Origin of the sequence: Citrobacter sp. Cpo100 (assembly GCF_030332595.1) — a bacterium.
GTDB classification, from domain to species: Bacteria; Pseudomonadota; Gammaproteobacteria; order Enterobacterales; family Enterobacteriaceae; genus Citrobacter; species Citrobacter portucalensis.
Window position 1 is genome coordinate 130,181 of record NZ_JAOWHM010000011.1, and the last position, 14,237, is coordinate 144,417.

General features: G+C 55.1%; 9 protein-coding genes. 3 read left to right on the top strand and 6 right to left on the bottom strand.

Features of this window, described 5'->3' with window-relative positions:
- Nucleotides 1–29: 29 nt before the first annotated feature.
- On the top strand, nt 30–719 hold the full coding sequence (gene pepE / locus OGX96_RS00675) for a dipeptidase PepE (RefSeq protein ID WP_032942056.1): 690 nt from the start codon (nt 30–32) through the stop codon (nt 717–719).
- A 65-nt stretch (nt 720–784) separates the two neighbouring features.
- Here the strand turns inward: pepE and OGX96_RS00680 are convergent, their stop codons facing one another.
- Entirely contained in the window at nt 785–2,416 is a 1,632-nt protein-coding gene (locus tag OGX96_RS00680; protein ID WP_048236377.1) for a Na/Pi cotransporter family protein, read from the bottom strand.
- A 220-nt stretch (nt 2,417–2,636) separates the two neighbouring features.
- Nucleotides 2,637–6,320 (bottom strand): methionine synthase, encoded by a 3,684-nt coding sequence (gene metH, locus OGX96_RS00685; RefSeq protein ID WP_063941207.1) that lies wholly within the window; start codon nt 6,318–6,320, stop codon nt 2,637–2,639.
- Nucleotides 6,321–6,515: 195 nt separating this feature from the next.
- On the opposite strand from metH, the gene iclR reads away from it, so the two are divergent.
- Nucleotides 6,516–7,340, top strand: a complete 825-nt coding sequence (iclR, locus tag OGX96_RS00690) for a glyoxylate bypass operon transcriptional repressor IclR (protein ID WP_003826510.1) — start codon at nt 6,516–6,518, stop codon at nt 7,338–7,340.
- Nucleotides 7,341–7,426: 86 nt separating this feature from the next.
- On the opposite strand, the gene aceK is transcribed toward iclR, so the two are convergent.
- From aceK to metA, 4 genes are all read right to left on the bottom strand, one after another.
- The gene (gene aceK, locus OGX96_RS00695; protein WP_003826508.1) at nt 7,427–9,208 is read right to left on the bottom strand and encodes a bifunctional isocitrate dehydrogenase kinase/phosphatase; all 1,782 of its coding nucleotides are present in this window, start codon (nt 9,206–9,208) and stop codon (nt 7,427–7,429) included.
- A gap of 102 nt (nt 9,209–9,310) precedes the next feature.
- Nucleotides 9,311–10,615 (bottom strand): isocitrate lyase, encoded by a 1,305-nt coding sequence (aceA, locus tag OGX96_RS00700; protein WP_003826506.1) that lies wholly within the window; start codon nt 10,613–10,615, stop codon nt 9,311–9,313.
- 31 nt (nt 10,616–10,646) lie between these two features.
- Nucleotides 10,647–12,248 (bottom strand): malate synthase A, encoded by a 1,602-nt coding sequence (gene aceB / locus OGX96_RS00705; protein WP_032942053.1) that lies wholly within the window; start codon nt 12,246–12,248, stop codon nt 10,647–10,649.
- A 268-nt stretch (nt 12,249–12,516) separates the two neighbouring features.
- Nucleotides 12,517–13,446, bottom strand: coding sequence for a homoserine O-acetyltransferase MetA (gene metA, locus OGX96_RS00710; protein ID WP_003826503.1), 930 nt, complete (start codon nt 13,444–13,446; stop codon nt 12,517–12,519).
- A 158-nt stretch (nt 13,447–13,604) separates the two neighbouring features.
- On the opposite strand from metA, the gene OGX96_RS00715 reads away from it, so the two are divergent.
- Nucleotides 13,605–14,042 carry an acetyltransferase gene (locus OGX96_RS00715; RefSeq protein ID WP_128612480.1) on the top strand — a complete coding sequence of 146 codons (438 nt, stop codon included), beginning with the start codon at nt 13,605–13,607 and terminating at the stop codon, nt 14,040–14,042.
- The last annotated feature ends 195 nt before the right edge of the window (nt 14,043–14,237 follow it).

Consider the following 14,237-nt stretch of genomic DNA (forward strand, 5'->3'; position numbering starts at 1 on the left):
TTGTAATTTTCTGATTACATGGAGAAATGATGGAACTGCTTTTATTGAGTAACTCGACGCTGCCGGGCAAAGGCTGGATGGAACATGCGCTGCCGCTGATTGCTGAACAACTGAATGGTCGCCGTACGGCGGTGTTTATTCCGTTCGCTGGCGTGACGCAAACCTGGGATGAGTACACGGCGAAAACGGCAGCCATCTTTGCGCCAATGGGCGTCAACGTTACGGGTATTCATACCGTTGCCGATCCGATTGCCGCTATTGAAAACGCAGAGCTGGTGATTGTCGGCGGGGGTAATACCTTCCAGTTACTGAAAGAAAGCCGCGAGCGCGGTCTGTTGGCCCCGATTGTGGATGTCGTCAAACGCGGTGCGCTGTACATCGGCTGGAGCGCAGGTTCCAACCTTGCCTGCCAGACCATCCGCACTACCAACGACATGCCGATTGTCGATCCAAAAGGTTTTGATGCGCTGGGTCTGTTCCCGCTGCAGATTAACCCACACTTCACCAACGCGCTGCCGGAAGGCCATAAAGGCGAAACGCGTGAACAGCGTATCCGCGAGCTGCTGGTTGTGGCACCGGAGCTGACGGTGATTGGCCTGCCGGAAGGGAACTGGATTAAGGTAAGTAACGGTCAATCCGTGCTCGGCGGCCCGAACACCACGTATATCTTTAAAGCGGGTGAAGAAGCGGTTGCCGTTGAAGCGGGACACTGCTTTTAGTTGATTTGTTGTCTGATGCCGGATGGTGGCATAAATGCCTTATCCGGCCTACTGCTTTACCTCACTCAAAAATCATCCCGCCCATCGTCTTCATCCGGCTGTTCCAGCACGCTGTAAGCCACGGAGCAAAACAGCGAGTTCAGACGCTGCATATCGCCCAACAGCGCCAGGTGCAAGGAGCTGGTTTCGATGCTCTGCACATTCTGCTGATGCAAACGGTCAACGTGCGCATGCGAATAACGACGATTGAGAATACGGAAGCGGTGCTTGCTGCGGCGCAGACGACGGGCACTGGTCACATCTCCTGAGAAGAACACCGACATCGCCAGCTGCAGATTGCTGAGCAACTGATCGTAGAGCGCATCCAGTTCTTTCAGCCCTTCGACAGAGAATGCCCGGCGAGCGGCCAGCGACTTATCGGCTATCTCGCTGCCCATACGTTCGACAATATCGGAAGCCTGCTCAAGGTTGAGCGACATTTCGATAATCTCCGCCCAACGGCGCGATTCCTCTTCCGCCAGCTCATCCTTTGGCATCCGCGCCAGATAGAGCTTAATTGCCGTGTACAGCACGTTAATGTCGTCCGCCATCCTGCGCAGCTCTTTCTCTTCACGCGGTTCGCCGTGCATTACTTTCTTCAGCCCGTCCATCATCTGCTCCATCGCGTCACCGATACGCAGGGCTTCACGGGCGGCATTGGCCAGAGCGAGCGTCGGCGTATCCAGCGCGCTGACGTCCAGATGTTTGGGTTTCAGATGTGCATCCAGCTCCGGCTCATCGCGGATGATACGCTTACAAAAACGCGCCATCGGTTCGGCGAACGGCACCATCGCCACGCAGCGCACCAGGTTGTAGAAGACGTGGAAATAGATAACCAGTTCAGATTTCGGCAGCGGCAGTTCATCCATCAGATTGGCCAGCGGATGAACAAACGGCAGGATAATCAGGCTGCCCACCAGCTTAAACAGCAGGCTACCGAGCGCCACACGGCGTGCTGCGGCGTTAGCGGCGCTGTTATTCAACATCGCCAGCAGACCGGACCCGAGGTTAGCACCAATCACCAGACACAACGCCACCGGGAACGAGATAATACCTGCCGCGGTCAGCGTGGCCGTCAGCAGCACCGCCGCCAGGCTGGAGTAACTGATAATCGCAAACATGGCGCCAATCAGCGCATCGAGCATAATATCGCCAGTGAGCGAGGCAAAAATAACCTGTACACCATTAGCCTGGGTGATCGGCGTTACCGCCTGCACAATCAGCTCCAGCGCCAGCAAAATCAACCCCAGCCCAATACCGACCCGCCCCAGTTGCCCCACGCGGGACTGCTTACGGCCGAGAAAGAAGATCACGCCGATAAAAATCAGCAGTGGTGACAGCCAGGAGAGATCGAAGGTCAGGATACGCGCCATCAGCGCGGTCCCCACGTCGGCGCCGAGCACTATGACCAGCGCAGGGGTAAGCGCCACGAGATCTTGTGCAACAAACGAGGTCACCAGCATGGTGGTGGCGTTGCTGCTTTGCACCAGCGCCGTTACGCCGATACCCGCACAAAAGGCGAGCGGCTTCTTTTCAACACTACGGCTGAGCACGGTACGCAAACGGGCGCCGAAGACGCGCATCACGCCGGTACGCACAATATGCGTACCCCAAACCAGCATAGATACAGCAGAAAGCAGGTGTAACAGAGTTAACACGGAATCAGGTTCTCCTTATTTTTATGGTTTTTTGAGGCTCATTTGCCTGATGGCGCTGCGCTTATCAGGCCTACAAATCATCCCTATGTAGGCCGGATAAGGCGTTTACGCCGCCATCCGGCAACGGCCCCCTTTCAGTATAAGGGTTTAAACGTAATAAAGAGACAGGGCACTCATTGAGCGCCCTGTTTGTTGTAAAGAAAGATGACAGTTTTGTGAATCAGTCGGCGTCATAGCCGAGGTTCGGCGCTAACCAGCGCTCCACTTCCGCCACGCTCATCCCTTTACGGAAGGCATAATCTTCAACCTGATCGCGCTGGATTTGCGCCACGGCGTAGTACTTGCTGTCCGGATGACTGAAATACCAGCCGGAAACCGACGCGCCTGGCCACATGGCGAAGGATTCGGTGAGCTTCATCCCGGTGTGCGCTTCCACATCCAGCAGTTCCCAGATGGTGGCTTTTTCGGTGTGTTCCGGGCACGCCGGATAGCCTGGTGCCGGGCGAATCCCCTGGTAGTTTTCGCGGATCAGCTCCTCGTTACTGAGGTTCTCATTCGCCGCATAGCCCCAGTAGACTTTACGCACGCGCTCATGCAGATATTCTGCGAACGCTTCCGCCAGACGGTCAGCGATCGCTTTCACCATGATCTTATTGTAGTCGTCGTGCTGGGCTTCGAAGGCGTCCGCCAGCGCATCTTCCTCAAGACCGCCGGTCACCGCGAAAGCACCGATATAATCCGCTTTGCCACTCAGTTTCGGCGCAACAAAGTCAGACAGGCAGTAGTTGGCGAAACCGACTTTTTCCGTCTGCTGGCGCAGATGATGACTCACGTTGATGACGTGCGTACGCGTCTCGTCACGGTAAATCTCGATATCGTCACCCACGCGGTTTGCCGGGAATAACCCCACTACGCCGCGCGGATTCAGGGTCTTCTCGGCGCTGAGTTTATCCAGCATGTCGTTAGCGTCTTTGAACAGGCGCTTCGCCTCTTCTCCTACTACCTCATCTTCGAGAATGCGCGGGTACTTCCCGGCCAGCGACCAGGTCATAAAGAACGGCGTCCAGTCGATGTAATTGCGCAGGGTTTCGATGCTGGCTTCCACTTCCTGCACGCCCAGACGGTGCGCCACCGGCGGGGTGTAGTTTTCCCAGTCGAAGGCCAGATCGTTGTCGCGGGCAGCCTGTAACGTTACTGGCGGGGTACGCGGTTTCTTACGCGCATGCTGGATACGCACGGTTTCGTACTCTTTACGCGTACGGGCGACAAAGTCATCACGCTGGGTGTCAGAGAGCAGCGCAGCCACCACGCCAACGGTACGCGAGGCGTTCTGCACGTACACCGTCGGGCCGCTGTAGTTCTGCTCGATTTTCACCGCCGTGTGCGCTTTTGAGGTGGTCGCGCCGCCAATCAGCAGCGGAATAGTGAATCCCTGACGCTCCATCTCTTTCGCCACGTTGACCATTTCGTCCAGCGATGGGGTAATCAGCCCGGAAAGGCCAATCAGATCGGCATTCACTTCACGCGCCGTTCTGAGGATTTTCTCCGCGGGCACCATCACGCCAAGATCGACGATTTCGTAGTTGTTACATTGCAGCACCACGCCGACAATGTTTTTGCCGATATCGTGCACATCGCCCTTCACGGTCGCGATGACCATTTTGCCGTTGCTGGAGCCTTTCTCTTTGCTGGCCTCAATGTACGGTTCGAGGTACGCCACCGCCTGCTTCATCACGCGGGCGGATTTCACCACCTGCGGCAGGAACATTTTGCCCTCGCCGAACAGATCGCCAACGACGTTCATGCCGTCCATCAGCGGTCCTTCAATAACTTCGATCGGACGCGCAGCCTGCTGGCGCGCTTCCTCGGTATCCAGCTCAATAAACTCGGTAATGCCTTTCACCAGCGAGTATTCGAGGCGCTTTTTCACGTCCCAGGTGCGCCACTCCGCCATCTGGGCATTCGCCGTGTCGTCGGTTTTACTGCCGCGATATTTCTCTGCCAGCTCCAGCAGTCGTTCGGTGCCATCGTCACGACGGTTGAGGATCACATCTTCAACCGCATCGCGCAGCTCAGCAGGCAAGTCGTCGTAAATAGCCAGCTGTCCGGCGTTGACGATCCCCATGTCCATGCCGTTGCGAATGGCGTAGTAGAGGAATACCGCGTGAATGGCTTCACGTACCGGGTCGTTGCCACGGAACGAGAATGAAACGTTAGAAACGCCGCCGGAGATCAGCGCGTGCGGCAGTTCGCGTTTGATGTCTTCACACGCGCCGATAAAGTCCTGCGCGTAGTTGTTGTGCTCATCAATACCGGTCGCGACAGCAAAGATGTTCGGGTCGAAGATGATATCTTCCGGCGGGAAGCCCACCTCTTCGGTAAGAATTTTGTACGCCCGACGGCAGATTTCGATTTTACGTGCGCGGGTGTCGGCCTGCCCTTGCTCGTCAAAGGCCATCACCACCACCGCGGCACCGTAGCGACGCAGCAGCTTCGCGTGATGGATAAAGGTCTCAACCCCCTCTTTCATCGAGATGGAGTTAACGATACCTTTACCCTGAATGCACTTCAGCCCTTTCTCGATAACGTCCCATTTCGAGGAGTCGATCATAATCGGTACGCGGGCGATATCCGGCTCACCGGCGATCAGGTTGAGAAAACGCACCATTGCCGCTTCGGCGTCGAGCATCCCCTCATCCATGTTGATATCGATGATCTGCGCGCCGCTTTCCACCTGCTGACGGGCGACGTCCAGCGCTTCGCTGTATTTCTCTTCTTTGATCAGGCGTTTAAACTTCGCCGAACCGGTGACGTTGGTACGCTCGCCAACGTTCACAAACAGGCTGTCGTCGCCGATGTTCAGCGGCTCAAGGCCGGAAAGGCGGCAGGCAACCGGGATTTCCGGCAAGCGGCGCGGCGGTAAGCCATCCACTGCGCGGCTCATGGCGGCGATATGTTCCGGCGTGGTGCCGCAGCAGCCGCCGACGATATTCAGGAAACCGGCCTCAGCCCACTCGCGAATCTGCGCCGCCATGGTGTCGGCGTCGAGATCGTATTCACCAAAGGCGTTCGGCAGACCGGCGTTCGGGTGCGCGGTGACGTAGCATTCAGCAATGCGCGACAGTTCCTGCACGTACTGGCGCAGCTCGTCCGGGCCTAACGCGCAGTTCAGACCGAAGGTCAGCGCATCGGCGTGGCGCAGGGAGTTGTAGAATGCTTCGGTAGTCTGGCCGGAGAGCGTACGCCCGGAAGCATCGGTGATGGTGCCGGAGAGCATAATCGGCAGCTCAACGCCCAGCGCTTCAAATTCGGTTTTAACCGCGAAAATAGCGGCTTTGGCGTTCAGAGTATCGAAGACGGTTTCAATCAGGATCAGGTCACTGCCGCCTTCCACCAGCGCTTTGGTGGATTCACGGTAGGCGGCCACCAGCTGATCAAAGGTAATGTTGCGGTAAGCCGGGTCGTTAACATCAGGCGAGATAGACGCCGTACGGTTCGTTGGGCCGAGCACGCCTGCGACGTAGCGCGGTTTTTCCGGCGTGCGCGCCGTCCATTCGTCAGCCGCCGCACGCGCCAGTTTGGCTGCCGCAAAGTTGATTTCCGCCGACAGGGATTCCATCTGGTAATCCGCCATGGCGATAGTCGTCGAGTTAAAGGTGTTGGTTTCGATGATATCCGCGCCCGCCTCAAAGTAGGCGTTATGGATGGCGGCGATGACCTCCGGTTTGCTGAGCACCAACAAGTCGTTGTTACCTTTCAGATCGCACGGCCAGTCGGCAAAGCGTTCGCCGCGGAAATCCTCTTCGCTCAGACGATATCCCTGGATCATGGTGCCCATACCGCCGTCCAGCACCAGAATACGTTCATTTAACTGCTGACGTAATTGTTCTACTTTGCTGCTCACACTCGCTCCCGACAACGCTCAACCAGACCGAAAAAAACTCAACAGGTCATACTGGCACAAACCTGAGAGGCGGAAAAGAGAACAACAGCCAACATGAGACATGTTCAGCTTCACTCATCCGATCAGTACAGGAATTCTTGCATTATAATTGAATAAAACGAAAATGATTTCCACGATACAGAAAAGGAGTCTGCCATGGTAGCCACTGTCCCCGCGAAACGCGGTAGAAAACCCGCCGCCGCTACTGCGCCTGCAACCGGGCAGGTTCAGTCTCTGACCCGCGGTCTGAAGCTGCTGGAGTGGATTGCGGAATCCAACGGCAGCGTGGCGTTGACCGAGCTGGCGCAGCAGGCTGGCCTGCCAAATTCCACGACTCACCGTTTGCTGACCACCATGCAGCAGCAGGGTTTTGTCCGTCAGGTGGGTGAATTAGGCCACTGGGCCGTAGGTGCGCATGCGTTCATCGTCGGCAGCAGCTTTTTGCAAAGCCGTAATCTGCTGGCGATTGTCCATCCGATCCTGCGCAAGCTGATGGAAGATTCCGGTGAGACGGTAAACCTGGCCGTGCTGGATCAAAGCGATCATCAGGCCATTATTATCGACCAGGTGCAGTGCACCCAACTGATGCGCATGTCCGCGCCTATCGGCGGCAAACTGCCGATGCACGCCTCCGGTGCGGGTAAGGCGTTTTTATCCCAACTGAGCGAAGAACAAGTGACTGGCCTGCTGCACCGTAAAGGCCTGCATGCTTATACACACGCCACGCTGGTGTCGCCAGTGCATCTGAAAGAGGATTTGGCCCAGACGCGCAAGCGCGGCTATTCCTTTGATGATGAGGAACATGCGCTGGGTCTGCGCTGCGTGGCGTCGTGCATTTATGACGAGCACCGCGAGCCGTTCGCTGCGATTTCCATTTCCGGACCCATTTCTCGTATTACCGACGATCGCGTGACCGAGTTTGGCGCCATGGCGATCAAAGCGGCGAAAGAAGTGACGCTGGCGTACGGTGGATTTCGCTAGGATGGGGTTGCCGAGTGGCGGCTACGCCTTACCCGGCCTGCTATCCAGGGTTAGGGCTGATTTGTAGACCTGATAAGCGTAGCGCATCAGGCACGGCGCACATTGCCGGATGGCGGCGCAAGTGCCTTATCCGGCCTACGGTCGGTTTCATAACGCACGCTGAACCGCTGCCGACGCCGGTAGGCGTAAACATCTTCCACGTGACCGTTTTTGATGCGCGTCTGTAGGCCGCGCCAGTAGTCAGCGCTGAACAGGTCAGCGTGCATCTCTTCAAATAGCGGCCCTATACGCGGGTCGGCACATAGCCAGTGACGAAATTCTTCCGGGAAGACATCTCCCGGCGATACGCTGTACCACGGCTCAGCGCTCATCTCATCTTCCGGGTAGCGTGGCGGCGGGATATGGCGGAAATTCACCTCAGTCATGTAGCAGATTTCATCGTAATCGTAGAACACCACACGCCCGTGACGGGTCACGCCGAAGTTCTTAAATAGCATATCGCCGGGGAAAATATTGGCGGCGGCCAGCTGACGAATGGCGTTGCCATACTCTTCAATGGCATCGCGCAGTTGCTGACCTTCGACCTGCTCCAGCCAGATATTCAGCGGTACCATCCGTCGTTCGATATACAGATGGCGAATGACAATCTGATCGCCGAGATCGGTAATTTTTTCCGGGGCTTCCTGCAATAACAGCGCCATCAGCGCCGGATCGATTTGCCGTTTCTCCAGCACAAAATTCTCGAATTCCTGGGTGTCAGCCATCCGCCCAACACGATCGTGTTCTTTGACCAGTTGATAGCAGGCGCGGACGTGGGCGGCAGACATCTCTTTTTGCGGGGCAAATTTGTCTTTGATGATTTTAAACACTCGGTCAAAACCCGGCAGCGTAAACACCAACATCACCATGCCGCGGATCCCTGGCGCTTCAATAAATTGCTCATCGCAATGGGCAAGATAGAGCAGATATTCGCGGTAACTTTCGGTCTTCGCGTGTTTCTGACAGCCAATCGCCATGTACAGTTCGGCGGTGGTTTTACCGGGCAGGATCTCGCGCAGCCACTCCACCAGCGCCGCGGGCAAAGGGGCGTAAACCATAAAATAGGAGCGGGCGAAGCCAAACACAATGCTCGCCTCCGCCGTCGTGGTCAGACAGGTATCGACAAACAATTCGCCTTCATCAGTCCGGTGGATTGGCAGTAAAAACGGTAGCGTCCCCGAAGGAGTAATCAGCTTACCGACCAGCCAGGCGGCCTTGTTGCGATAAAACAGTTCGTTCGCCACCTGTAAATGGCAGCCCGACAACACATCCGCTCCCAGGGTTTCGGTCAGGTGTTCGATGATGTAGTGGATATCACGATGTTTGTTCTGCCACGGCAGACGCAGGGGCAGATCGCTAAGGACGCGCGTCAGCAGCCACTCCCAGCCGGTATCCGGAAAAAAGTCTTTCGCCAGCGGACGTGGGATCGTGCGAAAACGGCGCTCTGGCTGAGAACTGAAAATAAACAGCCGCTCGGGAGTCAGCGAGCGGTGGTCAAATAACCGACAGTAAACGGAGTTAAAGAAACTCTCCGCAATCTCGAAGCGCGGGTAATCCGGCAGTAGCCGGGTGTAATGCTCTTTCACGCGAAGTAAAAAATCCGCGTCGGTACTTTTGCCGTCAGTAATGCAGCGCAACTGCTCCACCACCAGACCCACGTGATGATCGTAAAGGTGAATACGGCTTTTCATCGCCTGCTGAACCGCATGCCAGTCGGCATGTTCAAAACGCTGCTGCGCGCCGGAGGTGACTTCCAGAAAACGCCCGTACTGGGCGTCGAAACCTTGCAAGATAGTCTGAGCAATCAGTAATTCCAGGCCACGCGTCATCAATGTCTCCCATCCGGCACAACGTCATGCCGGATGGCGCGTTCGCTTATCCGGCCTACATCCCTTCGTAGGCCCGGTAAGCGCAGCGCCACCGGGCATTGATCAAAACTGCGATTCTTCGGTCGAGCCGGTCAGCGCGGTCACCGAGGAAGCTCCGCCCTGAATGATGGTGGTGACTTTGTCGAAGTAACCTGTGCCCACTTCCTGCTGATGGGAGACGAAGGTGTAACCGTCTTTAGCTGCCGCAAATTCTGGCTGCTGAACCTTCTCAACATAATGGCGCATGCCTTCACCCTGCGCATAGGAGTGCGCGAGGTCGAACATGTTGAACCACATGCTGTGGATACCCGCCAGGGTAATGAACTGGTATTTGTAACCCATATCCGACAGCTGCTGCTGGAAGCTGGCGATGGTTTTGTCATCCAGGTTTTTCTGCCAGTTAAACGACGGCGAACAGTTGTAAGCCAGCAGTTTGCCTGGGTATTTCGCGTGGATCGCATCGGCAAAGCGCTTCGCCAGTTCAAGGTCCGGCGTGGAGGTTTCACACCACACCAGATCCGCATACGGTGCGTAGGCCAGACCACGGCTGATCGCCTGCTCAATACCCGCATGCGTACGGTAGAACCCTTCGCTGGTACGTTCGCCAGTGATGAACTCGCTGTCGTATGGGTCGCAATCAGACGTAATCAGATCGGCTGCGTCGGCATCGGTACGTGCAATCACCAGCGTCGGCACACCCATGACGTCGGCTGCCAGACGGGCGGCCACCAGTTTCTGGATAGCTTCCTGCGTCGGAACCAGCACTTTGCCGCCCATGTGACCACATTTTTTCACCGATGCGAGCTGATCTTCGAAGTGAACGGCCGCTGCACCAGCCTCAATCATCGATTTCATCAGTTCAAACGCGTTCAGTACGCCGCCAAACCCTGCTTCCGCATCGGCAACGATCGGCAGGAAGTAATCGACATAGCGAGGATCGTTCGGCTCAATACCGGTTGACCATTGGATCTGATCGGCGCGACGGAATGTGTTGTTGATCCGATCAACCACCGCCGGGACGGAGTTCGCCGGATACAGCGATTGGTCCGGGTACATGCTGGATGCCAGGTTGGCATCTGCCGCCACCTGCCAGCCTGAAAGGTAGACCGCTTCAATACCGGCTTTCGCCTGCTGCAGCGCCTGACCGCCGGTCAGCGCGCCGAGGCTGTTGATATAACCTTTCTTCGATTCGCCGTGCAGCAGACGCCACATTTTCGCCGCGCCAAGCTGCGCCAGCGTGCATTCCGGGTTGACCGAGCCACGTAATTTCACCACTTCCTCCGCGCTATATGGACGGGTGATGCCTTCCCAGCGCGGTTGAGTCCATTCTTTCTGTAATTCTTCGATTTGTTGAGTACGGGTTTTCATGTGCAGATGCTCCATATTGTTATGTGGTGGATTACGCCAGCAGGCGGTAGCCTGGCAGGGTCAAGAAATCGATCAGTTCATCAGAGGTAGTGATTTGCTCCATCAGGCGCGCGGCATCGTCAAAACGCCCGCTGCTGTAGCGGTGTTCGCCCAGCTCGTCCTGAATCACCAGCATCTCTTCGGCCAGCATCTGACGGAACAGCGGTTTGGTAACCGGCTTGCCGTTGCTGAGCGTCTTCTCGTGGTGGATCCACTGCCAGATGGAGGTACGGGAGATTTCGGCGGTGGCCGCGTCTTCCATCAGACCGTAAATCGGTACGCAGCCGTTACCGGAGATCCACGCTTCGATGTACTGCACCGCGACACGGATATTGGCGCGCATGCCTTCTTCGGTACGCTCACCTTCACAAGGTGCCAGCAGTTGCTCTGCGGTAATCGGGGCATCTTCTTCACGGGTCACGAACAGCTGATTTTTGTTTTCACCGAGTACGTCGTTGAACACCGCCATGGCGGTATCTGCCAGTCCCGGATGGGCAATCCATGTGCCGTCATGACCGTTATTTGCTTCCAGTGCTTTGTCCGCTTTTACCTTGGTCAAAACCTGGTTGTTACGCTCCGCATCTTTGCTGGGAATGAACGCTGCCATGCCGCCCATCGCGAATGCGCCACGTTTATGACAGGTTTTAATCAGCAGACGCGAATAGGCGCTGAGGAATGGTTTATCCATCGTCACCACCTGACGGTCCGGCAGCACGCGATCCGGGTGGTTCTTCAGTGTTTTGATATAGCTAAAAATGTAGTCCCAACGACCGCAGTTCAGACCCACAATGTGGTCACGCAGGGCGTGCAGAATTTCGTCCATCTGGAAGACGGCAGGCAGCGTTTCAATCAGCAGGGTCGCTTTAATGGTACCGCGCGGCAGGTTAAAGCGGTCCTCTGCATAGCTGAACACTTCGCTCCACCATGCCGCTTCTTGCCAGGCCTGCGTTTTTGGCAGATAGAAATAAGGGCCGCTGCCTTTCGCCAGCAACGTTTTGTAGTTGTGGAAGAAATAGAGGGCAAAGTCGAACAGGCTGCCCGGGATAGATTCGCCACGCCAGGTGACGTGTTTTTCCGGCAGGTGCAGACCACGAACGCGACATACCAACAGAGCCGGATTAGGTTTGAGCTGATAAATTTTACCCGCTTCGTTGGTGTAGCTAATGGTGCCATTGACCGCATCGCGCAGGTTGATCTGCCCGTCGATAACTTTGCTCCACTCAGGAGCCAGTGAATCTTCGAAGTCAGCCATAAAGACTTTGACGTTCGCGTTCAGCGCGTTGATGACCATCTTGCGCTCAACGGGTCCGGTGATCTCTACGCGGCGATCCAGTAAATCATCAGGAATTCCGCGAATTTTCCAGTTACCTTCACGAATGGAAGCTGTTTCCGAAATAAAATCAGGCAACTTACCGTCATCAATATCCTGCTGCTGCTGGATACGTGCAGCCAGAAGTTTATTCCGCTTTGGCGTAAATCTTGTCACCAGTTCAGTCAGAAACTCCACTGCTTCAGCGGTCAGAATTTGCTGTTCCTGTTCGCCACGCGGCCTGGTGAAGACCAGTTCATCGGTTGTCGTTGCCTGTTGATTCATTGCGTAGTTCCTCGTCATTGATCCAAACACATCCCCAATGCGAACGAAGGATCGTTGTGCGCTTTTCGTTCAGCACAACTAAGACTACTCATTTAAATTTCAAAATCAAAAACAATTTCCATTTTTAATTTAATTATCAATTAACCTATTGATAACAATATAAATAAAATTTAATTACACGATGAGGTGCGTTTCGGAAATAAAAAAGGCACCCGAAAGTGCCTGATTCAATATGCTGAAACGCTTAAGGATCGTCTGCTACAGAAGATTAATCCAGCGTTGGATTCATGTGACGCAGATCATATGGCGTGATCTGGTAGACGTAATAGTTGAGCCAGTTGGTAAACAACAAATTACCGTGGCTACGCCAGGTTGCCCGCGGTTTGTTTTGCGGGTCATCTTTCGGGAAATAGTTATAGGGTACTTCCGGCGATAAGCCCGCTTCGACGTCACGAAAATATTCGCTGCCGAGTGTATGGTCGTCATACTCAGGATGACCCGTCACGAAGGCGATACGTTTGTCTTTGCTGGCAAACAGGTAGGCATCTCCCTCTTCGGTTTCAGCAAAGATCTCGAGATCGGTGTAGTCGCGGATAAGCGCTGCAGGGAAATCAGCATAGCGCGAATGCGGGGCCAGGAACGCATCATCGAATCCACGCGTCAGTAGCGCATGAGGGTGCAGAATATGGTGCTCATAGACGCCTGAGAGTTTGTCCGTGCGGGTTTGCTTGGGAATTCCGTACAGGATATTCAACGCGGCCTGCACCGCCCAACAGACAAATAACGTCGAGGTAACGTGATCTTTGGCCCATTCAAGCACTTGCTTAATCTGCGGCCAGTAAGCCACATCATTAAATTCAACCAGGCCCAACGGTGCACCGGTCACGATCAATCCGTCAAAGTTCTGATCGCAGATATCCTCGAAATTACAGTAGAAGTTATTCAGATGCTCCGTTGGGGTGTTGCGTGACTCGCGGGCATCGATGCGCAATAGCTGAACATCTACCTGCAGCGGTGAGTTAGACAGTAAGCGCAGGAACTGGTTTTCCGTTTCAATCTTCTTGGGCATCAGGTTAAGGATGAGCACCTTCAGTGGACGAATTTCCTGACCGGAAGCGCGGGATGTCGTCATCACGAAGACGTTTTCCTCACGCAAAAAATTGACGGCGGGTAGCTCGTCCTGCACGCGAATTGGCATAACCTGATAACCTCACAACATACGTTTAAACGTTTAGACATCCAGATAGCTGAAGATACCCAGGAATCATGCGAATGTCGAGCCTGCATCCTCAAGTTGAGAAAGTTTCACGGCTCCTTGCTGTAGAATAGTGCAATAAAGAAAAAAAGGAGAATGCTATGAACCTTACCATTCGTCGTTCGCGTCCGGACGAAGGAGATAAGTTAGTTTCTATTTGGTGTCGCTCAGTAGATGCCACGCACCATTTCCTCTCTGCGGATTATCGGATTGAGCTGGAGGAGCTGGTACGTTCATTTTTACCAGAAGCCCCTCTGTGGGTTGCAGTGACAGAACAGGATGAGCCCGTCGCCTTTATGCTCCTGACCGACCAGCATATAGATGCTTTGTTTGTCGATCCGGATGTGCGTGGTAGTGGCGTTGGTAAACTGCTGATTGAACATGCTTTATCAATGAGTTCAACGCTAACAACCAACGTTAACGAGCAGAATGAGCAGGCGGTTGGATTCTATAAGAAGATGGGATTTAGCGTGACGGGACGTACAGAGGTGGACGATCTCGGACGACCGTACCCGTTACTCAACCTCGTACGCGGGTAGCAGGACTAGCTTTTGTAGGCCGGATAAGGCGATACGCCGCATCCGGCGGTTTTCATCCCGCACAGACGCAAAAAAGCCCATCCGTCAGGATGGGCTTCTTCACTTTAATTAATGTCTGGCAGTTTATGGCGGGCGTCCTGCCCGCCACCCTCCGGGCCGTTGCTGCGCAACGTTCAAATCCGCTCCCGGCGGATT